17 protein-coding genes are annotated in these 20,534 nt (G+C 61.4%); 13 read left to right on the plus strand and 4 right to left on the minus strand.

What is annotated here, in order from left to right:
* Positions 1-22 precede the first annotated feature (22 nt).
* The 7 genes from BM269_RS15165 to BM269_RS15195 all read left to right on the plus strand — a co-directional run bounded on the left by BM269_RS15165 (position 23) and on the right by BM269_RS15195 (position 8,389).
* A complete protein-coding gene (locus BM269_RS15165; protein WP_090438202.1) occupies positions 23-613 on the plus strand; it encodes a TetR/AcrR family transcriptional regulator in 591 nt (196 codons plus the stop codon).
* 53 nt (positions 614-666) lie between these two features.
* Positions 667-2,457 (plus strand): acyl-CoA dehydrogenase C-terminal domain-containing protein, encoded by a 1,791-nt coding sequence (locus tag BM269_RS15170; RefSeq protein WP_057264532.1) that lies wholly within the window; start codon positions 667-669, stop codon positions 2,455-2,457.
* A gap of 13 nt (positions 2,458-2,470) precedes the next feature.
* On the plus strand, positions 2,471-4,867 hold the full coding sequence (locus BM269_RS15175) for a 3-hydroxyacyl-CoA dehydrogenase/enoyl-CoA hydratase family protein (RefSeq protein ID WP_090438205.1): 2,397 nt from the start codon (positions 2,471-2,473) through the stop codon (positions 4,865-4,867).
* 6 nt (positions 4,868-4,873) lie between these two features.
* On the plus strand, positions 4,874-5,371 hold the full coding sequence (locus BM269_RS15180; RefSeq protein ID WP_229204662.1) for a PaaI family thioesterase: 498 nt from the start codon (positions 4,874-4,876) through the stop codon (positions 5,369-5,371).
* Between the two features lie 27 nt (positions 5,372-5,398).
* Complete coding sequence (locus BM269_RS15185) at positions 5,399-6,595, plus strand: acetyl-CoA C-acyltransferase (RefSeq protein WP_055937972.1); 1,197 nt, start codon at positions 5,399-5,401, stop codon at positions 6,593-6,595.
* 139 nt (positions 6,596-6,734) lie between these two features.
* Positions 6,735-7,511, plus strand: coding sequence for an enoyl-CoA hydratase (locus tag BM269_RS15190; protein WP_090438208.1), 777 nt, complete (start codon positions 6,735-6,737; stop codon positions 7,509-7,511).
* Between the two features lie 8 nt (positions 7,512-7,519).
* Positions 7,520-8,389 (plus strand): CPBP family intramembrane glutamic endopeptidase, encoded by an 870-nt coding sequence (locus tag BM269_RS15195; RefSeq protein WP_090438211.1) that lies wholly within the window; start codon positions 7,520-7,522, stop codon positions 8,387-8,389.
* Positions 8,390-8,398: 9 nt separating this feature from the next.
* Here the strand turns inward: BM269_RS15195 and BM269_RS15200 are convergent, their stop codons facing one another.
* Positions 8,399-9,181, minus strand: a complete 783-nt coding sequence (locus BM269_RS15200; protein WP_090438214.1) for a metallophosphoesterase — start codon at positions 9,179-9,181, stop codon at positions 8,399-8,401.
* A gap of 18 nt (positions 9,182-9,199) precedes the next feature.
* On the opposite strand from BM269_RS15200, the gene BM269_RS15205 reads away from it, so the two are divergent.
* Positions 9,200-10,120: a hypothetical protein gene (locus tag BM269_RS15205; RefSeq protein ID WP_139232751.1), complete on the plus strand. Its 921-nt coding sequence runs from the start codon at positions 9,200-9,202 to the stop codon at positions 10,118-10,120.
* Here the strand turns inward: BM269_RS15205 and BM269_RS15210 are convergent.
* Together BM269_RS15210 and BM269_RS15215 are read right to left on the minus strand one after the other, a co-directional pair.
* Positions 10,117-10,731: a hypothetical protein gene (locus BM269_RS15210; protein ID WP_090438220.1), complete on the minus strand. Its 615-nt coding sequence runs from the start codon at positions 10,729-10,731 to the stop codon at positions 10,117-10,119. The genes BM269_RS15205 and BM269_RS15210 overlap by 4 nt on opposite strands.
* Before the next feature lie 10 nt (positions 10,732-10,741).
* Positions 10,742-11,851, minus strand: a complete 1,110-nt coding sequence (locus BM269_RS15215) for a hypothetical protein (protein WP_090438222.1) — start codon at positions 11,849-11,851, stop codon at positions 10,742-10,744.
* 116 nt (positions 11,852-11,967) lie between these two features.
* Between BM269_RS15215 and BM269_RS15220 the strand changes: the two genes are divergently transcribed.
* The 5 genes from BM269_RS15220 (at position 11,968) to BM269_RS15240 (ending at position 18,343) form a co-directional block, all read left to right on the plus strand.
* Entirely contained in the window at positions 11,968-12,417 is a 450-nt protein-coding gene (locus BM269_RS15220; RefSeq protein ID WP_090438225.1) for a hypothetical protein, read from the plus strand.
* On the plus strand, positions 12,384-13,295 hold the full coding sequence (locus BM269_RS15225; RefSeq protein WP_090438228.1) for a DUF2145 domain-containing protein: 912 nt from the start codon (positions 12,384-12,386) through the stop codon (positions 13,293-13,295). Before BM269_RS15220 ends, BM269_RS15225 begins: the two co-directional genes overlap by 34 nt.
* A 9-nt stretch (positions 13,296-13,304) precedes the next feature.
* The gene (locus BM269_RS15230) at positions 13,305-15,386 is read left to right on the plus strand and encodes a putative bifunctional diguanylate cyclase/phosphodiesterase (protein WP_090438231.1); all 2,082 of its coding nucleotides are present in this window, start codon (positions 13,305-13,307) and stop codon (positions 15,384-15,386) included.
* A 120-nt stretch (positions 15,387-15,506) separates the two neighbouring features.
* Positions 15,507-17,585 carry a putative bifunctional diguanylate cyclase/phosphodiesterase gene (locus BM269_RS15235; protein WP_090438234.1) on the plus strand — a complete coding sequence of 693 codons (2,079 nt, stop codon included), beginning with the start codon at positions 15,507-15,509 and terminating at the stop codon, positions 17,583-17,585.
* Positions 17,582-18,343 carry a hypothetical protein gene (locus BM269_RS15240; protein ID WP_090438237.1) on the plus strand — a complete coding sequence of 254 codons (762 nt, stop codon included), beginning with the start codon at positions 17,582-17,584 and terminating at the stop codon, positions 18,341-18,343. Before BM269_RS15235 ends, BM269_RS15240 begins: the two co-directional genes overlap by 4 nt.
* Here BM269_RS15240 and BM269_RS15245 read toward each other — a convergent pair whose 3' ends face one another.
* On the minus strand, positions 18,344-20,473 hold the full coding sequence (locus BM269_RS15245; protein ID WP_090438241.1) for a ricin-type beta-trefoil lectin domain protein: 2,130 nt from the start codon (positions 20,471-20,473) through the stop codon (positions 18,344-18,346).
* Between the last annotated feature and the right edge of the window lie 61 nt (positions 20,474-20,534).

Genomic DNA, 20,534 nt, shown 5'->3' on the forward strand with positions numbered 1-20,534 from the left:
TGTAAATACACCAACAAAATTCATGCGCAAAGGCGAAATGACCCGTGCGGCCATCCTGGATGTGGCCCTCGACCTGGCAAGCCGTGACGGCCTGGAAGGCCTCACCATTGGTTTGCTCGCCGATAAGATGAACATGAGTAAGTCCGGTGTATTCGCGCACTTTGGTTCGCGAGAAGATTTGCAGATTGAAGTTTTGAAGCTGTACCACCATCGTTTCGAGCAGGAAGTGTTTTATCCGGCGATGAAGGAGGCCCGTGGCCTGCCTCGCCTGCGCGCCATGTTTGCCAACTGGATCAAACGTGTGAGCGTGGAAATTGCCTCGGGCTGCATCTATATCAGCGGCGCAGTCGAATATGACGACCGTCCTGGCCCGATCCGCGAAGAGCTGCTGGCCATGGTCGGCGCGTGGCAGGCAGCCTTGCTGCGTTGCGTGCGCCAGGCCATCGACAACGGCGACTTGCGGAACGATACCGATGCTTCCCAGCTGGTGTACGAAATGTATGGCCTGATCCTGGCCTTGCACCACGAGGCGCGCTTCATGCGCACTCCTGGCAGCGTGGACCGGGCGGGCACGGGCTTCAATCGACTGATCGAAAACTACCAACCATCCTAAGGCTGCAATTCGCCGCCGAGCAAACATAACCTTTTAGCTATCTGGAGAATAAAATGGGTCAATACGTCGCGCCAATCCGTGATATGCAGTTCGTGCTGCATGAACTGCTGAAGGTGGAAGAGAAGCTGAAAGAGCTGCCTCCTCACGCCGAAACCGACGCGGACATCATCAACCAGGTGCTGGAAGAAGGCGCCAAGTTCACCTCCGAAGTGCTGTTCCCGCTGAACCACTCGGGCGACCGCGAAGGCTGCCACCACGATGCCGCGGCCAAGACCGTGACCACGCCAAAAGGCTTCAAGGAAGCCTACGCGCAATACGTTGAAGGCGGCTGGGCTGCGCTGGCTTGCGATCCTGAATTCGGCGGCCAGGGCCTGCCGATTGTCCTGAACAACTCGTTCTACGAGATGCTGAACTCCGCCAACCAGGCATGGACCATGTATCCAGGCCTGTCGCACGGCGCCTACGAGTGCCTGAAGGAACACGGCACCGACGAACAGAAGCGCCTGTACCTGCCTAAGCTGGTTTCCGGCGAGTGGACCGGCACCATGTGCCTGACCGAGCCACATTGCGGCACCGACCTGGGCATGCTGCGCTCGAAAGCCATCCCTAACGCCGACGGCTCCTGGGACATCACCGGCGCCAAGATCTTCATCTCGGCCGGCGAACACGATATGGCCGAAAACATCCTGCACCTGGTGCTGGCCCGCGTGCCGGACGCACCGGAAGGCTCGAAGGGCATCTCCCTGTTCCTGGTGCCTAAGTTCATCCCTAACGCCGACGGTTCGATCGGCGAGCGCAACCCGATCTTCTGCGGCGCGATCGAAGAGAAGATGGGCATCCACGGCAACTCGACCTGCCAGATGAACCTGGACGGCGCCAAGGGCTGGATCATCGGCCAGCCGAACAAGGGCCTGAACGCGATGTTCGTGTTCATGAACGCCGCCCGCCTGGGCGTGGGCGTGCAATCCCTGGGCCTGACCGAAGTGGCTTACCAGAACGCGCTGGTGTATGCAAAAGACCGCCTGCAAATGCGCTCGCTGTCCGGCGTGAAGAATCCTGAAGGTCCAGCCGATCCGATCATCGTGCACCCTGACGTGCGCCGCATGCTGCTGACCGGCAAAGCCTACGCGGAAGGCGCGCGTGCTTTCGCTTCGTACGTGGCGCTGCAGATCGACCGCGAACTGCACCACCCTGACGCCGACGTGCGCAAGGAAGCCGGCGACGAAGTGGCCCTGCTGACCCCGATCATCAAGGCCTTCATCACCGACAACGCATGGATCGCTACCTCCGACGCCATGCAGGTGTACGGCGGCCACGGCTACATCTCCGAGTGGGGCATGGAGCAGTACGTGCGCGACGCGCGCATCAACCTGATTTACGAAGGCACCAACACCGTGCAGTCGCTGGACCTGCTGGGTCGTAAGATCCTGATGGACAACGGCGCCAAGCTGCGCAAGTTCGGCGAGAAAGTACGCGCCTTCGTGGAAGAAAACGGCACCGACGAAGCGATGTCCGAATTCGTCACCCCGCTGGGCGACCTGGGCGAGAAACTGACCAAGCTGACCATGGAAATCGGCATGAAGGCCTTCCAGAACCAGGACGAAGTGGGCGCTGCTGCCGTACCTTACCTGCGCGTCGCCGGTCACCTGGTGTACTCCTACTTCTTCGCACAGATGGCGAAGATCGCCCTGGAAAAAGAAGCGTCGGGCGACAAGTTCTACACCTCGAAGCTGGCAACCATCCGCTTCTACTTCGGCCGCCTGTACCCAGAAACCGCAACCCTGATCCGCCAGGCTCGTTCCGGCGCCGCCAACCTGATGGCCCTGGATGCTGACCTGTTCTAATTAAAGGAAAAACATGAGCAACTTCAACGTGAAAAAAGTAGCGGTACTGGGCGCCGGCGTGATGGGTGCGCAGATCGCTGCCCACTGCGTCAACGCCAAAGTACCGGTGGTCCTGTTTGACCTGCCTGCCAAAGAAGGCAACAAGAACGGTATCGGCATCAAGGCCATCGAAGGCCTGAAAAAATTGTCCCCAGCGCCTTTCGGCGACAAGGCCGACGCGGAACTGGTGCAGATCGCCAACTATGAAGACAACCTGGACCTGCTGGCCGGCTGCGACCTGATCATCGAAGCGATCGCCGAGCGCATGGACTGGAAGCACGACCTGTACAAGAAGGTCGCTCCGCACATCGCCCAGAACGCGATCTTCGCCTCGAACACCTCCGGCCTGTCGATCAACAAGCTGGCCGAAGGCTTCGACGCGGACCTGAAAGCGCGCTTCTGCGGCGTGCACTTCTTCAACCCACCGCGCTACATGCACCTGGTGGAACTGATCCCGACCACCGACACCAAGCCGGAAATCCTGGACCAGCTGGAAACCTTCATGACTTCCGTGCTGGGCAAGGGCGTGGTGCGTGCCAAGGACACCCCGAACTTCATCGCTAACCGCGTTGGCGTGTTCGGCATCCTGGCCATCATCCACGAAGCCGAGAAGTTCGGCCTGTCCGTCGACGTGGTCGACGACCTGACCGGCGCCAAGCTGGGCCGCGCCAAGTCCGGCACCTTCCGTACCGCCGACGTGGTTGGCCTGGACACCATGGGCCACGTGATCAAGACCATGGAAGACAACCTGCCGAACGATCCGTTCGCAGCGCTGTACAAGACTCCTGCCGTGCTGTCCGGCCTGGTCGCCAAGGGCGCCCTGGGCCAGAAGTCCGGCGCCGGCTTCTACAAGAAGGTCGGCAAGGACATCATGCGCCTTGACGCAGCTACCGGTGAATACGTCGCCGGCGGCAAGAAGGCTGACGACATCATCGCCCGCATCCTGAAAGAAAAGGATCCGGTCAAGAAGATGAAGGCGCTGCGCGAATCGACCAACCCGCAGGGCCAGTTCCTGTGGGCGATCTTCCGCGACGCTTTCCACTATATCGCGATCCACCTGGAATCGATCGCCGACAACGCACGCGACATCGACTTCGCCATGCGTTGGGGCTTCGGCTGGAACGTCGGTCCATTCGAGACCTGGCAAGCAGCCGGCTGGGGCCAGGTTGCACAGTGGGTCAAGGAAGACATCGAAGCCGGCAAGGCGCTGTGCAATGCACCGCTGCCAGCCTGGGTGTTCGAAGGCAAAGTGGGCGAGCAGGGCGTGCATACCGCTGAAGGCTCGTTCTCGCCAGCGAGCAAGTCCTACACTCCACGTTCCGAACTGGCTGTGTACAAGCGCCAGGAATTCCGCGCTCCGGTAGTGGGCGGTGGCGGCGCCGATCCTAAGACTGCCGGCGTAACCGTGCACGAAGACGAATCCGTGCGCCTGTGGCACACCGGCGACGACGTCCTGATCCTGTCGCTGAAGACCAAGATGCACGTGATCGGCAAAGGCGTGATCGGAGGCATCCAGCGCGGCCTGGCCGAAGCTGAGAAGAACTTCAAGGGCCTGGTGATCTGGAACACCGACGCAGCCGAAGGCGGCGCCTTCTCGGCCGGCGCCGACCTGCAGGAAGCCCTGCCAGCCTTCATGGCCGGCGGCGCCAAGGCAGTCGACCCGATCATCAAGGAACTGCAAGACACCTTCATGAAGATGAAGTATTCCAACGTGCCAGTGGTGGCGGCTGTTGCCGGTATCGCCCTGGGCGGCGGCTGCGAAATGATGCTGCACGCATCCAAGCGCGTGGCGGCACTGGAATCGTACATCGGCCTGGTGGAAGTGGGCGTTGGCCTGATCCCTGGCGGCGGCGGCCTGAAAGAAGCGGCTGTACGTGCTGCCCGCGAAGCCAAAGGCAACGACATCCTGCAATTCCTGAAGACCGGCTTCACCAACGCTGCAACCGCGAACGTTTCGAAGTCCGCGCTGGAAGCGAAGGCCATGGGCTACCTGAAGGAAGACGACGTGATCGTGTTCAACGCCTACGAGCTGCTGCACGTGGCAAAAACCACGGCACGTGCGATGGCCGATTCCGGCTACCGCGCGCCGATCCAGCGCCCAGTGCCAGTGACCGGCCGTTACGGCTGGGGCACCATCCGCGGCCAGCTGGTCAATATGCGCGATGGCGGCTTCATCTCCGCGCACGACTACAAGCTGGGCGACATGATCGCCGAGATCGTGTCCGGTGGCGACATCGACCAGGGCAGCGTGGTGAGCGAGCAGTGGCTGCTGGATATGGAACGCAAGGCCTTCCTGGAATTGCTGAACCATCCTAAGTCGCAAGAGCGCATCATGGGCATGCTGCAGACCGGTAAGCCGGTACGCAACTAAGAGCAAATGTCCATCCTGTCGCTGGCCTTCAAAATCCTGTTGCGAGTGAAACCAAGCATGGTCTATGAGCAAATCAAGAAGCACATGACGGAGTCGCTGCCGTTCGTGCGCCTGCTCGGCATCCGCATCGACAGCATCGGCCCGGGAACGGCCGAAGTGTCGATGCCGGACGACGGCAAGCTGCACAACCACCTCGGCACGCCGCACGCGGGTGCGATCTTCACGCTGGCCGAAACGGCGTCCGGCGCGGCCATGGCAGGCGGCTTCGCCGACCTGATCATGGACATGCGCCCGGTCGCCAAGGAGTCGCGCATCCAGTACCAGAAAGTGGCCAAGGGCGCGACGCGCGCCTCCGGCAAGGTACCGGGCGACCTGGCCGCAATCCGCGCCCAGCTCAAGGATGAAGGAAAAGTAGCGTTCCCGGTCAACGTCGACATCTTTGACGAACACGGCACGCTGGCAGCACAAGTACAGGTGGACTGGTACCTCTCCGCCAAACGCTAACGAACACAGATACTGGAAAGCTTAAAAATGAGCAAACAACTCCAAGACGCATACATCGTCGCCGCTACCCGCACCCCGATCGGCAAAGCACCGCGCGGTATGTTCAGCAAGACCCGCCCGGACGACCTGCTGGTCGCCGCCATCAAGGGCGCCATGGCTGCCGTGCCTGGCCTGGACCCGGCCCTGATCGTTGACGCGATCATCGGCTGCTCCTTCCCTGAGGCAGAACAAGGCTTCAACATCGCCCGTAACTCCGTGGTGCTGGCAGGCCTGCCGAACACCGTGGGCGGCGTGACCATCAACCGTTACTGCGCATCGGGCATCACCGCCCTGGCCATGGCTGCCGACCGCATCCGCGTTGGCGAGGCCGACGTGATGATCGCCGGCGGCGTGGAATCGATGTCGATGGTGCCGATGATGGGCCACCACCCATCGATCAACATGGACACTTTCAAGGACGAAAACGTGGGCCTGGCCTACGGCATGGGCCTGACCGCTGAAAAAGTGGCGCAGCAGTGGAAGATCTCCCGCGAAGACCAGGACGCCTTCGGCCTGGAATCGCACCGCAAGGCGATCGCCGCCCAGCAAGCCGGTTTCTTCAAGGACGAGACCACCCCGGTCGAAATCATCACCCGTACTCCTGACCTGCGCACCGGCGAGATCAAGGTTGGCAAGCGTACCGTGGATACCGACGAAGGCGCCCGCGCCGACGCCTCCATGGAAGGCATGGCCAAGCTGAAGCCAGTGTTTGCTGCCAAGGGCACCGTGACTGCTGCGACCTCTTCGCAGATGTCCGACGGCGCCGGCGCGCTGATCGTGGTGTCCGAGAAGATCCTGAAAGAACACAACCTGACCCCGCTGGCCAAGTTCTCCTCGTTCGCCGTACGCGGCGTGCCACCGGAAATCATGGGCATCGGTCCTAAGGTTGCGATTCCTGCGGCCTGCGCAGCTGCCGGCATCACCCAGGACCAACTGGACTGGATCGAACTGAACGAAGCGTTCGCCGCACAGGCGCTGGCCGTGATCCGCGACCTGAACCTGGACACCAGCAAAGTGAACCCGATGGGCGGCGCAATCGCCCTGGGCCACCCGCTGGGCGCAACCGGCGCGATCCGCGCCGCGACCGTAGTACACGCACTGCGCCGCAACCAGCTGAAGTACGGCATGGTCACGATGTGCGTGGGCGCCGGCATGGGCGCGGCAGGCATCATCGAGCGCGTATAATCCGCGCGACGACGCAATAACGCATTAGCAAGGCGGGTCAGATGGCCCGCCTTTTTTCATATCCACAGCCCGGTGCGCAGAGGGTGTCTGACCCTGCGGGTCGAACACCGGTTGACCGGTTTAAACGGAGACAACAACAATGGCAATCCAGACCAGCAAGAACGCAGGCATCCTGACCATCGAATTTGATCGCCTGGACCGCAAGAACGCGATCACCTCCGCCATGTACCAGACCATGGCCGACACCATCAACGCCGCAGAGATGGACACCGAAGTGCGTGCCATCCTGTTCACCGGCAAGCCGGAGATCTTCACCGCCGGTAACGACCTGGTCGACTTCGCGATGACCACCACCGCCAACGACGGCGTGGCATTCTCCGACCGTCCTGTGATCCAGTTCATGAAAGCCCTGTTCAACAGCACCAAGCCGGTGGTGGCAGCGGTGAACGGCGCCGCCATCGGCATCGGCACCACCATGCTGATGCACTGCGACCTGGTGTACGCCGCTGACAACGCCAAGTTCTCGGTGCCTTTCGCGGCACTGGGCCTGTGCCCTGAATTCGGCTCCAGCATGCTGCTGCCGGCCAACGGCGGCCACGCCCGCGCAGCGGAAAAGCTGATGCTGGGCGAACCGTTCAGCGCCCAGGAAGCCTATGACATGGGCCTGATCTCCAAGCTGCTGCCGGCCGACCAGGTGCTGGCGCACGCCCAGGCGCAAGCGGCCAAGCTGGTCGCACTGCCGGCCGAGTCGATCCGCCAGACCAAACGGCTGATGAAAGCAGGCCGCGAAGCGCTGAAAGCCCACATCGACGTGGAAAGCGCCCAGTTTGGCGCCATGCTGACCGGCGCCGAAGCCAAGGAAGCGTTCACCGCCTTCTTCGAGAAGCGTAAGCCTGACTTCTCGAAGTTCGCCTGACGCGAAACATGCAAGCGATTCCAGCTCTGGCCTGGCTGCCGTTTGGCTTGCTGGGTCTTTCAATTGCGAGCACTGGCCTGGCGATTGCAGCTGATGGACGACCGGCTTTCCTGAGGCATCTCTGGCTGGTCTTGCTCGGACTAGCGATCAGCGCCGGCCTGGCGGCAGGCGTGCTGCGCCCGGTCGCCGGGGCCAGTATCGCAGCCTTGCTGGCTTTCTCATGGTTGGCGACACGCCATGGCAAAGCCGCCGTCCGAGTATTGCTTACGCTATTGGCGCTGCTGCTGGCACTTGCGCTTGCAGTGCATGCCGTTCCCGGCTACGACAATCCCTTGCTGCTGAAGGATGTCCAGCTATCGGCCAGTTCGGCGCCGTACACCTTGTATGCGAATTTCGACAAGGGCGTGGTAGGACTTGTGCTGCTGGTGTTCTTCTGCCACCGCGCCGGGTCCTGGCGGGATTTTGCCGCTGCGTGGAGATCGCAAGCGCTGGTGTTTGCAGGGCTGTTGGCCGGCGTACTAGGCGTTGGCTGGGCAATTGGATTCGTTCATCCGGATTTCAAGCTGTCGCCATTCTTGCCGCTGTTTGCCGTCGTCAACCTGCTGTTTGTCTGCGTGGCGGAGGAGGCCTTCTTCCGCGGCGTCATCCAGGGGCAGCTTGCGCATTACGGCGATGCATTGGCTGTCGCGGTTTCAGGCCTGTTGTTCGGAGCTGCGCACTTGGCTGGCGGCTGGCAGATCGGTGTTCTCGCCAGCTTGGCAGGCTTGGGTTATGCGCTACTGTATGCGCGGACACGGCGCATCGAGATTGCGATCGCCGCCCACTTCCTGCTTAACCTGGTCCATTTCATCGCGTTTACTTATCCGCGCGCTGGTTGAATGTAGGCTTCAAATTTCGACGACGCAGTTCGGATTGAAGCCTTCATTCTCCCCGGTTCCATTCTTCGACATATATCCAAACGGATTGCATACCACGCGGCACGCCCCGATCTCGTAGTCAAAGGACTCGTGCATGTGACCGTGCACCCAGAGATCCGCCTTCGCCACCAGGTCGTCGAGGTTTGAGGCATAGGCGGACGATGTCAGATCGTTGGCATACTGGCCGGGAACCGAGCGCATGGACGGGGCCATGTGGGTTATGACCACAGTCCTGCCGTCATGGGAATCGGCTAGCTTACTGGCGATCCACGATTTGTGCTGCTCATGGAAAAGGGCGGTATCCCTGGTGCGCAGCTTGCCGTAGCCCTTGCTGGCGAGTCTAATGCGGCGGTAGTCCGACATGACCTCCTCCGCCCTGGTCATTGCGAAATATCGCCGGTCATCTCCAAATAGCTTGAAGTCGGTCCATAAGGCCGCGCCCAGGAAGCGCACGTTTCCAATGACGTGCTCGTCGCGGTTCAGGAACTTCACATTCTCTGTCTCGACACTGGCTGCACGTATCTTTTCGATCTCGCTATCGAGGTTGTGGCCATAACCCTCATGGTTGCCATGCATGTAAATGACTGGGACACCTTCGAAGGCAGCTTCGGCCCACTGCACGGAGCGCACGCCGCTGGTATCGATATCCCCGGCCAGAATAACGACGTCTGGCGACGAGGCGGCGAGGTCAAACGAAACCTGGTGCTTGTTCCAGAATTCACGATGGAGGTCGGAGAGAATCAGTAAGCGCATCGAAGACGTGTAAGGCCTATGGAAATCAGTTTAATCATACCAGCCTGCCGCTTCCATCGATATCAGGTCTTGAAATGGCGTAAGGAGCGGCGCATATTATTGCGTATGAAACGAAAAATTCCGCCAAGGCTGCATGTACTGATGGCACGGGATGCCGATACGGCGGTGGTTATCCGGCGCGGCCCGTCGCGTTGCACCGCATTCGTCGGCTGGAATCGCAGCACCGACGAGTTTCGCGTTGGGCAATGGCTGAAAGGACGGATCTACGAACGCCGCTGCGATATCTCCCCTGACGGGAAGAACCTGATCTACTTCGCGATGAACGGTCGCTGGCAGACGGAAGCGAGAGGCTCCTGGACTGCCATTTCCCGCGCTCCTTATCTCACGGCGCTGACGCTACTGTCTAAGGGCGATTGCTGGCATGGCGGTGGATTATTTGTCGGCAGCGATGCCTATTGGCTCAATGACGGTTACGGCCACAAATTACTCCGGGATGGCGCCGGCATGCGCCGCTCATCGGCTTATCCGGGGAAGGACTATTATGGAGGCGAATGTCCTGGCGTCTATTACATCCGTTTACAGCGTGATGGCTGGACGATGACTGTCCACATCGGCGCGGCATCTGATGGAGTCGACGCCGTTTTTGAGAAGCGCATCAACGATCACTGGACACTTCGCAAAACCGCATATGCGACTATCACACGTACGGAAGGCCGCGGTTGTTACTACGATACCCATCAACTGGTCGGAAGAAACGGCGATGTGTTGGATCGCGGATCCTGGGAGTGGGCCGATGTCGACGGCAACCGAGTCGTATGGGCGTCCAACGGCTGTCTCCATGCCGGCCGCATGAAAGCGGACGGCATGCATGGAGAAAAGCTGCTGTTCGACTTTTCCACCATTCAGTTCGAACCTATCCAGGCACCATATCAGGTCTAGTAGTCTGCGACGAGGATGGCGCGGGTACCGCTGTTTTCCCCTCCATGAAACAGCGGCAGGATACTTTCGTGGCACACCAGGTCGCCGGCAAAGCAGCCGCCCATCACGAACAGCAATCGCTCGTTCAACGGTGTCTGTTCCAGTAACCGTGCATTCAGGCGGTAGGACCAGACGCTTGGTTCGGTGTCTGTAGGGTCGGCGTCTTCTTCCTGGCCAGAATGCTCGGAGAGCTCCCTGTCCCAGCAATCGAATTTTTCGTGGAAGCCGATGTAGCAATAATCCTCATACAGGGATTTATCGTCATGCACCCACCACGCCGGGTGCATGAACAGTCCGGTCACTTTGCGTTCCAGCAGCGCGTTGCGAACGTGATTGCGCACGATGAGATTGCCGTGCTCGAACATTACATCGGGCGGAACCGGCAAAGACTGAATGCCCTCCCGGCGATTATCGCGTTTTTGGCCGTTGTGGAACGCAAGCGGTGCGGAGCCGGGCGGTAATGGAGATTTCCAGTATTCACGCTCGTTCGATTCATGGAAGGCGGAAGGATAGGGCAGCGACTCAAGTTTGGCGCGCTTGAGGAAGTAGTACTGTTTTTCAAATTCGGTCATTGTCCGGCTTTCATTCGTACGCCACGGTGCCCATGCGAACGCCATGTCCGCGATGCTCAAGGCTGCCGCAGCAGCGGCAGGACTTGTCCTGCCGGATCGCTGTTTTACGCGTGCGAAGCTCGGAGTGCGGCAGGAAGGGGAATTTCAATTCCTCGGTGCGGGCTTCCGCCAGCAATTCCTCCAGCTCGTGCACTTCCTTTGCGGCGCGCGCGAAGTCGATGAGCAAACGCGCGAACTCCTGTACTGCGGCGTCGAGCGGCGCCGGGTCTTCGTCGTCTTCCACGAAGCATTGCAGGCTTTCGGCAAATGCATGAATGGCGTGATCTATCGCCGGCCGGGCACAGAGCAAGGCGAGCGGCAACATCAGTCGCAGTTCCAGCATCAATGTAACGCCGCCGGAGCCGGCAATGTGCGCATACAACGCCGGCGGTACGGCCTCGAAGACCATTTCCATATACGCCAGCCAGGTCAGCATGCTGTCATGCTCGGCCAGCAGTTCGCCGATCAACTGGCGGTTATACGAGGCGCTGGCTTCGCGCGCCAGTTTCGGCCGGATCGCAGGCAGTACCCGCTCCAGGAAATCGTCGATGCCTTGCCCGTCGCCGATGGCGATCATGGCGGGCAGGCCGAAGATCGCGGCACGGTGTTCTTGCAGCCTGGCGGCGAATGTGGCACCGCCACCGAAGGCGCCATGGGTGAAGTCATGCGGCGCGCCGGGCAAGCCGCCCGGCAGCAGTTTGAATCCGGTAATGGCAGGCAGTGCGCCCAGGCGCTCCTTCCACCACACCCATTCGTCAGCTTCTGTCGACTGTGTCTCGTCGCCGGGCAGCGCGGCTTGGCGCATGGTGTCGGAAACGCCACTCCACAGGCCGGCGTCAAACACGCTGCGCTTGGCGTGCAGCCATTTGGCTGGCGGCGGGTTCCAGCCGCATTCGGCGGCGGCCTGGTACGCGGCGGCACCGCTTCCTTGCCACTGCTCGCGAAAAGGCTGCAAGGCTTCGGTCAGGTGCAGGAAGGCGCTGTGCAGGCGCAGGACGATGCTTTCGCGCTGCTCTTTGGCCTCGTAGGCAAGCTCCTTGGTGAGCAGTTCGATGGCGATGGGCGAGACAGGTTTCCTCATGGCGCGATTAAATTGCTAAAAATACAAAGTGGCGATTATGGCAGCAAGTGCACGGTCGCGCCGTTCAAGAGTGCGCGTATAATCCACGCGAAGTTTTTCAACCGGAGAATCCAGTAATGTCCATGCAATTCCTGCGCCGCGCCGCCGCACTTTCCCTGCTGGCCGCAGCTATCGCCATCCCTGCCCAGGCCGGGAGTTCCGCGTCGTCCGCTTCGAGCGCCGGCTCCGAGTCTTCGGGCAGTGTGTCCGACTCCATCGGCGGCTCCAGCAAGAGCTCCAGCGGCGACGACAAGAAAGTGGCCGCAGGCCAGTACCGCGTGATCGACATTGCGGAAGCTCCTGGCAAGCCGGGCGCCACCCGCCTCAAGCTGCAAGGCCAAGGCAACGAGTTCTTCCTGACCGTGCCAAAAGCCGCCCTGGCTGACCGCGCACTGCCAGCCGGCGCGCTGGTGCAGGTAAGCGAGCGCCCATACGGCTATGAATTCGCATACGCCGACACCCGTCAGGCCTTCTTCCTGGCGCTCGACGACGCATGGCAACGCGAACTGCGCTCGCACGCCATCTGATCGCCGCTTACCTGGCGCTCGGCTGGAATGCCGCAGCGCAGGCAGGTGGGATGATGTTCTGCGACCGTCCGGCGAAAGTCTCGGCGGCGGCGCAGGACCACGTGCTGCGTTTTGCAGCCGTGGTGAAGGAAGAGCTGGAACGCTCCGGCGCCGCCGCTGCGGTGGTGTCGCGCGCCGGTCTTGACCTGGCGCGCCTGGGCCTGCGTTATTCGCATGCCGGGCTGGCGCTGAAAGCCAATCCGAACAGTCCGTGGTCGGTACGCCAGCTTTACTATGCTTGCGACGAGAAGCGCCCGCGTATTTTCGACCAGGGCATGGCCGGTTTCGTGCTCGGCGCGGAAGAACCGGCGCAAGGCCACCTGTCGATGGTGCTGCTGCCGGACGTGCTGGCCGACGCACTGCAAGCGGCCGCGCTGGACACGCAAACACCACTGTCGCTGCTGTCGGGCGAATATAGCGCCAACGCCTATGCCTACGGCACGCGCTACCAGAACTGCAACCAGTGGCTGCTGGAGCTGATGGCCAGTGCCTGGGGTGCATCCACACCGCAGCGCGAGGATGCCCAGCGCTGGCTGCGCGAGCGGGGTTACGAAGCGGAGCCGGTCAACGTTGGCCGCGCGCTGGTGATCGCGGCGCATTTCGTGCCCTTGGTACACGTGATCGACCATCCCGATGAAGACTTGCGTGCGCAAACAATGCGCGTCAGCATGCCTTCGTCGATTGAGCATTTTGTTCGCCGCGAAGCGCCACAAGCGCACCGCATTGAGCTTTGCTATAACGCGAACCATATCGTGATCCGGCGTGGCTGGGAAGCGATGGGTGCGGGCTGCGAAGCGCAGGCTGGCGACGAGGTTATCGCCTTTGAAAACAGAAACTGACAAGGTCATATGGATACTCCCATTGCTTCGCTTTACCTGATCTCCGCAGGTGCGCTGGCAATGTCGGCATTCCAGTCGGCGCTGGTGGCACGCAACAGCTCTTATGTGCGGGCGTGCTGGGCGTTTGCAGTGATCTGCCTGACATTTGCCTGCTTCCAGTACGCGAACGTGCGGCAGCAACTGGCGCCCGGACTGGCGGAGGCGATCACGGCCCACAAATGGGTCAATTTCTTCTCGCTCCTGCTGGCGCCGCAGTTCTGCTACCTGGTCGCCTCGCTCGACCCGAGCCGCGCCGCTTTCCGTCTTAGCTACGGCATCGCCTTCATATCGGCCGTGCTGGCGGTGGACAATTTCATGGTCCCGTATGGCTATCGCTTTTCCTCATTGGCGAGTGATGCTCCCACTGAGTTGGCGTGGGGCGAGCATGCCTTTTTGCTCTTCGGCGAAACGACCGCAGCATACTCGGTCAGCCGCTTGCTGTCGCTGGGCGCGGCGGTGTTTGCCGTCTTCTATTTCGTCCGCATGCAACGGCAGCGGGCGCGCTTTTCCAACCGCTTGGTGTGGAGCTCGGCCGCACTGGTCGTCGTGACGACAGCGCTGGGCGGCGCGACCGATACCGGCATGATGCCCATACCTTACCTGAGCGGCTTCGGTTTCCTGTTCCTCGCCGCATCCTACCTGTTGTTGGTGAAGCGCGAGGCGACCCAGCGCCTGACCGAGAATATTCGTATCAGCGCCGCGCTGGAGCGCGAATTGGCGAGCCACAAGCTGTCCAGCAGGCGCATCGAGCGCGCCCTGACCAACGACGAACTGACCCGTTTGCCGAACCGCGAAGGCGCGCTGGAGAAGTTGCGTACCATGTCCGCATGGAGCGAATCGAGCATGACCCGCATGGCGGTGCTACTGCTCGACCTGGACCGCCTGGCGATCATCAACGGCACGCGTGGCTACGAAGCTGGCAACCAGGTGCTGATCGAGGTGGCGCAGCGCCTTCGCGAACACTGCGGCAAGCGCCGGCTGGTGGCACGTCTTGGCAGCGCGCGCTTTGTGGTCGCCATTGCCGGCCATAAGACCCTGGGAGGAATCGAACGCGAAGTGGAGGGCGTCCTGGCTGCGATCAAGCCGCCTTTCGCGGTAGCGGGCAATATCCTCAACATGACATTCAGCGCCGGTGTGGCAATCTATCCCGACCATGCGGAGTCGGCGGAAGACCTGCTGGCATCGGCGGGACTGGCGCTGCACGAGGCGCGCGACGCTGGGCCGGGCAGTATGCGTACTTTCCACCCATCGCTGCAGCAGTCCCTGAGCGAGCGCATTGGCCTGGAAAACGAGTTGAAGGATGCGCTTGAGAACGGGGAGCTGTTCCTGCATTACCAGCCGCAGGTTTGTGCGGTCACGGAACGCGTGCTGGGCATGGAGGCGCTGATCCGATGGCAGCATCCCGAGCTTGGGCTGGTGATGCCGGACAAGTTCATCCCGCTGGCCGAATCGACCGGCACTATCGCGTCGATCGGCGCGTGGGTGATCGAAAGCGCTTGCCGGCAACTGCAGGATTGGCGTGCCCTGGGCTTCAGCGAAGTGCGCATGGCGGTCAACCTGTCGGCGCAGCAGCTGTTGCTGGACGATCTTGACGACAGCGTGAAATCGGCCTTGCGGCGTGCCGGTCTGATGGGCGCGGACCTTGAACTTGAAATCACCGAATCGGTGCTGATGCAGGATCCGCAACGCTCCATCGAAAGGCTGGAGACCTTGCGTGGTCTGGGCGTGCGGCTTTCGATCGACGATTTCGGCACCGGCTATTCCTCGCTTGGCTACTTGAAGATGTTGCCTGTGCATTCCTTCAAGCTCGATCGCAGTTTCGTGCGCGATATCGGCACCAGCGAAAAGGATCTCGAAATCTGCGCCACCGCGGTTGGTCTGGCGCGCAAGCTCGGCCTCGAGATCGTCGCCGAAGGCGTGGAAGACACGGTGCAGGCAATGCAGTTGCGTCATCTCGGGTGCAACCTGTTGCAGGGCTACTACTTTGCGCGCCCGCTTGCGGCGCATGCCGCCACCAACTTCCTGATGGAGCAAAGGGAAGCTGCCGCGTAATTGCCCGCGGCCCTTGCCCGATAACGTCGGCTGGCCGACTGCGTTCCCCTAAAGAACAATGGGCGGTTTTCGTGTTTGTAATAAAATAACGCGCATTGCCAAAAAGAAATCGAGGACTGTATGGATACGCCCATTGCTTCGCTCTACCTGATCTCCGTGGGAGCGCTAGCAATGTGTGCATTCCAGGCAGCGTTGTTGGCGCGCAGCAGTTCATACGTGCGGGCTTGCTGGACCTTCGCTGTCATCTGCCTGACGTTTGCGTTGTTTCAACTTTCCAACGTCCGGCAGTTGGCCGCTCCCGACTTGGCGGTGGCCGTTACGGCTCACAAATGGGTGAACTTTTTCTCGCTGCTGCTGATACCGCAGATCTGGTACCTGCTTGCCTCGCTCGATGCTCGCAAGTGGTCGTTCCGCCTGGCTTACGCTGTCGGGTGCGTGACAGCCTGGCTGTTGTTTGAAAACTTTGTCGCTCCTTATGGCTATCGCTTTTCCGTGCTGACGGTCGACGTCCCGGGAGAGCTGTGGTGGGGCGAGCGTGCCTTCCTGTTGGCGGGCGAAACGACGCCGGCCTATGCCATCAACCGCCTGCTGTCGCTGGGTGCAGCAGTGTATGCGGCCATCTTCTGCATCCGCGCGCGCAGCGAGCGCGTGCGTTTTTCCAACCGCCTGGTATGGCTTTCGGTGGTGCTGATTATTGTCACGACTGCGCTCGGCGGCGCCACCGATGCGGGCATGCTGCAGCTGCCGTTCCTTAGCGGGTTCGGTTTCCTTTTCCTCGCCGCGTCCTACTTGCTGCTGGTGCGGCGCGAGGCCACGCAACGCCTGACCGACAAGATCCGCATCAGCGCTGCGCTGGAACGCGAGATGGAGAGTCATAAGCGCGCCAGCCTGCGCTTTGAGCATGCGCTGAGCAACGATGCGCTGACGCGCTTGCCCAATCGCGTCGGTGCGCTGGACTTGCTGCACAGGATGTTCGTCAAGAGCGAATCGAACCTGACCAGGATGGGCGTGCTGCTGCTTGACCTCGACCGGCTGGCGATCATCAACGGCACCCGCGGCTACGAGGCCGGCAACCAGTTGTTGGTCGAGGTGGCGCAGCGCCTGCGCGATCACTGCGGGAAACGCATGCTGGTGGCGCGCCTTGGCAGCGCGCGCTTCGTGGTCGGCATTGCGGGGCACAAGACCTGGGCCGGCATCGAAAGTGAAGTGGAGGGAATACTGTCCGCAGCCAAGGCGCCGTTCAGCATTCCCGGCACCGTGCTGAACATGACCTTCAGCGCTGGCGTCGCGGTCTATCCCGACCATGCTTCGTCGGCTGAGGACTTGCTGGCATCGGCGGGCCTGGCCTTGCACCAGGCGCGCGACGCCGGGCCAGGCAACCTGCGCGTGTTCCATCCATCACTGCAGCAGTCCTTGAACGAACGCATTGGCCTAGAAACCGAGCTGAAGGAAGCGCTCGAAAAAGAGCAGTTCGTCCTGCACTACCAGCCGCAGGTTTGCGCGGCCACCGAACGTGTGGTGTGCATGGAAGCGCTGATCCGCTGGCATCATCCGACGCTGGGTTTGGTGATGCCCGATAAATTCATTCCGCTGGCGGAAGCCACCGGTGCCATCGCCGCCATCGGTTCGTGGGTGATCGATGCCGCCTGCCGGCAAATGTCGAACTGGCGTGAAAACGGTTTCACTGACCTGCGCGTTGCGGTCAACCTGTCGGCGCAGCAGCTGCTGGTGTCTGATCTCGGCGAAGCCGTGCAGTCGGCCTTGCAGCGCGCCGGCCTGCAGGGCGGCGACCTTGAGCTCGAAATCACGGAGTCGGTGCTGATGCAGGACCCCCAGCGTTCGATCGAAAGACTGGAGGCATTGCGCGCCCTGGGGGTACGCCTTTCGATCGACGACTTCGGCACCGGCTATTCCTCGCTTGGCTACCTGAAGCTGCTGCCCGTGCATGCGTTCAAACTTGACCGCAGCTTTGTACGGGATATCGGCAGGTCTGCCAAAGACCTGGAAATCTGCGCCACCGCAGTGGGCCTGGCGCGTAACCTGGGCCTGGAACTGGTGGCGGAAGGCGTGGAAGATGCGATGCAGGCCGCGCAATTGCGCAAGCTGGGATGCCACCTGCTGCAAGGCTATTATTTCGCCCGTCCGTTGGCTGCCTACGCTGCGACGGACTTCTTGGCAAATGGAAGGAAAGTGGCATGAGACCTGGCTGGAAACCAACGCGGCGCAACCGCAATGCCGGCACCAAGGCAAATGGCCTCGGGCGCGATAACAATTTCGACATTCCCTTCTACAGCAATCGCAGCACCGCGTTTTTCGAACAACTGGCAAATCCTGTAATCGTGCGGCGCCGGGCAGGCGCGCGCGAGCTGCTTTTCATCATCGAGCCGGTACGGGCTGGATTTGCCTATCCCTGCACGATAGACGATATCGTGGCCGTCTTGACTCAGCTGCCTGCTGCGCACCAGGCCCTGGTGGACTACATCGTGCTGCGCCAGCCGACCCGAAAACAGGAAGTGCACTCGCCTGCATGGGGCCGCGCCATCTGGAATTTCGAAGGTAAGGGCTTGAATGGCCCCGCGATCATCCTGGAGTCACGTTCTCTGCTGCCTTACCGTTGGGGAAAGCACATCGATCCCGAACGCGCACGCGAGCTGGCCCGACTGCGGGATGACGGCCATGAGATTGTCGGCACGCGGCGCGGGTTCGAGTTCCGTCCTACGCCGGCCAGCTTGCGCAATACTGTACTGTTTCGCACCTTGCTGCACGAACTGGGGCATCACGTCGACTACTGGCTGCGGACCGACGATGGTTACTACCTGCGGACGCTAGCAGCGCGCGAGGACTTCGCGCACCGCTACGCTTCGGAAGCGCAAGGGCGGTTGCAGCGCTTTGCGCCGATTGTCGACCCTGGGCGCATGAGGGCGGAGGACCTGCAACCGGCCTGGTTCACTTTCTGATCACTCCCAGTGCCAGGTCTGGCCCCAGCTTTCCTGGTAATCCCACAGGTGCAGGTCCTGGCCATCGAATGAGCCCCACCAGGCGTCCTTGACGTCGACCGCCTTGCCCGGGGCATGGGCCGGGCGCAGGGTCTGGCCGGACCACGAAAAGCGCTGGTTGGTCTTGTCGTTGCAGTCCCAGACCACCAGCTTGGAACCGTTGCCGGTGCCAAAGGCGTAAACGTCGATGCATTTGTCCGGATTGTTCTTGCTGCGCAGCAGGCCGTCCGGGTCGTGGTACCACAATTGCGTGACCTGACCCTGGCAGCTCCAATGATGGACCGGCGTGCCATTGGCCATATTGTTGCCTTCAATGTCGATGCACTTGCCACGGCCATCGACCAGTCTGCGGAACACATAGGCATTGCCAGGCTTGACGCTGGCGGTGACGCCCGTGCCAGCGATAGAGCCATCCGATACCAGCCGTATGCGCGCGCTGTCGCCGTTCACCATGAAGCTGGTAGCGATGGCGCCGGACAGCGATTTCACCAGCGTGCCATTGCGGTCGTAGACCTGGATGAAATCACGATTCGCATCGGTGCTGCCATGGAGGTAGACCTTCAGCGCGGCTGCGCCGGGAATGGTTAGCCACTGCGAGCGGTCTTCATTATTGCCATAGGCGCCGCTGTTCCAGGAGGTGGCAAGTGCCTCGATGCTGACGCTTGCGCCGCTGGATGTGCCGGCAGCATCGGATACCAGTTGCGCAATGATGGCGCTGTCGGCCACGACCAGTGAATGGGCAAGCGCTCCGCTGAAGATTTGCAGCAGGCGGCGGTTGCTGTCGTAGACGCGCAGCACGTCGCCGGCGCCAAGCGAGCCGCCGATATTGATGCGTACCGCGCCGGCACCGGGAAGGCGCAAGGTTTGCGCGCGGTCCTCATTGTTGCCGTAGGCGCCAGTATCCCAGCGCGTCGGCGCGTCGTCATACTTTTCCCATTTGCCTTCTTCCGCCTGGTCGGAATAATTGAGCCAGACAGGATTGGCGCCGGCCGCCAGGCGCAGGCGTTCGTTCATGTACGCATTGGCGGGAACGGAAAACGCAAAGCCATTGCCGAAGGCTGCGGCGCAAGCCTGCTTGCCGCCTTGCCAGACGCCTGCGGCCGGGGTGACGCGCCATTCGTCCGGCCGCTCCTTGTCCTGGCAGGCGAAGCGAAGCGCTGTGGTGCAGGCGGCATCGTTCCAGCGACCATCGCCACGCATCTGGGCGCAGTCTTCGTTGTTGTAGTCGTTCGGCTCGCCGTCGGCCCAGGACCAGATGGCGGAGGCGATCATGCCTTCGTCCCATCGATCCGCATCGACGTTGTCCACGCCGCAGCGCATCAGGCCGGGGATGTTGGAGCCGTCAATGGTGCCGGTTTCGTCGATCCAGGAATCGGGCAGCACGTCCTTGCCAAGCTTGGAGTCGGAAACGGCATAGATCTTTTCCTGGTCGATCGGCGCGCCGTCCACCGTGCAGTTGGCGGTGTTGACGAACTTGACCTGACGGCTGTTCCAGCCGCCCGCCGCGCCGGTCGCGAACAACGGGCCTTGCCAGACCACGGTGCCGTCGTAGGTGTTGTTGGCAGACTTCACGATCACGCGCTTGCCGCGGGCGATCATCTCGCGCGCCGACTCCCAGCGGCTGGCAGGCTTGTCGGAAGGTTTGTACAGCAGTGAACCGAAGACCGCCGTCAACGGCCCCACTACGCCGGCCTGGTTGTTGGCGCGGTCTTCCAGGTCGACGAAGACAATTGCCTTCGGATTGGCATCAAGCCAGTTGCGAATCTTCCACAATTCATTGGGGTAGTTGTCGGCGGCGCCGTAGATCGCCGAGCAATCCTGATGGCATAGCTGCACCTGGCCATTGTTCATGTGCAGGTCAAGGTCGATATTGCGGATGCCCGAATTGAGCAGCTGGTTCATCGGCCAACGCTGGTTGGCCCAGGTGGCGCCGCTGTCATTCCAGGCATTGTGCGCGCCCAGCACCTGGATGCGATTGAGTGGCGTGTCCATCGCCACGTCGTACTGTGTGCGGATGCCCAGGCCCAGGTCTGCGGCGTGCAAAGCCTGCATCCCGAACAGGAGGGAAACGATGGCGCCTGACAGCTTCATTCTGCCTCCGATAGTGAGTGTCCTGAACCGGCAAACTTACCCCAGGAACGGTTTGAAGACG

Origin of the sequence: Duganella sp. CF458 (genome assembly GCF_900113115.1) — a bacterium.
Lineage (GTDB): Bacteria > Pseudomonadota > Gammaproteobacteria > Burkholderiales > Burkholderiaceae_D > Rugamonas.

Bases quoted from the DNA above. Each gene is read 5' to 3' on its own strand.
- BM269_RS15195 (WP_090438211.1), top strand. From the start codon at position 7,520: ATGCAAGCGATTCCAGCTCTGGCCTGGCTGCCGTTTGGCTTGCTGGGT.
- BM269_RS15175 (WP_090438205.1), top strand. From the start codon at position 2,471: ATGAGCAACTTCAACGTGAAAAAAGTAGCGGTACTGGGCGCCGGCGTG.
- BM269_RS15180 (WP_229204662.1), top strand. From the start codon at position 4,874: ATGTCCATCCTGTCGCTGGCCTTCAAAATCCTGTTGCGAGTGAAACCA.
- BM269_RS15170 (WP_057264532.1), top strand. From the start codon at position 667: ATGGGTCAATACGTCGCGCCAATCCGTGATATGCAGTTCGTGCTGCAT.
- BM269_RS15240 (WP_090438237.1), top strand. From the start codon at position 17,582: ATGAGACCTGGCTGGAAACCAACGCGGCGCAACCGCAATGCCGGCACC.
- BM269_RS15190 (WP_090438208.1), top strand. From the start codon at position 6,735: ATGGCAATCCAGACCAGCAAGAACGCAGGCATCCTGACCATCGAATTT.
- BM269_RS15185 (WP_055937972.1), top strand. From the start codon at position 5,399: ATGAGCAAACAACTCCAAGACGCATACATCGTCGCCGCTACCCGCACC.
- BM269_RS15230 (WP_090438231.1), top strand. From the start codon at position 13,305: ATGGATACTCCCATTGCTTCGCTTTACCTGATCTCCGCAGGTGCGCTG.
- BM269_RS15215 (WP_090438222.1), bottom strand. From the start codon at position 11,851: ATGAGGAAACCTGTCTCGCCCATCGCCATCGAACTGCTCACCAAGGAG.
- BM269_RS15165 (WP_090438202.1), top strand. From the start codon at position 23: ATGCGCAAAGGCGAAATGACCCGTGCGGCCATCCTGGATGTGGCCCTC.
- BM269_RS15235 (WP_090438234.1), top strand. From the start codon at position 15,507: ATGGATACGCCCATTGCTTCGCTCTACCTGATCTCCGTGGGAGCGCTA.
- BM269_RS15210 (WP_090438220.1), bottom strand. From the start codon at position 10,731: ATGACCGAATTTGAAAAACAGTACTACTTCCTCAAGCGCGCCAAACTT.
- BM269_RS15205 (WP_139232751.1), top strand. From the start codon at position 9,200: ATGGAAATCAGTTTAATCATACCAGCCTGCCGCTTCCATCGATATCAG.
- BM269_RS15225 (WP_090438228.1), top strand. From the start codon at position 12,384: ATGGCAACGCGAACTGCGCTCGCACGCCATCTGATCGCCGCTTACCTG.
- BM269_RS15220 (WP_090438225.1), top strand. From the start codon at position 11,968: ATGTCCATGCAATTCCTGCGCCGCGCCGCCGCACTTTCCCTGCTGGCC.
- BM269_RS15245 (WP_090438241.1), bottom strand. From the start codon at position 20,473: ATGAAGCTGTCAGGCGCCATCGTTTCCCTCCTGTTCGGGATGCAGGCT.
- BM269_RS15200 (WP_090438214.1), bottom strand. From the start codon at position 9,181: ATGCGCTTACTGATTCTCTCCGACCTCCATCGTGAATTCTGGAACAAG.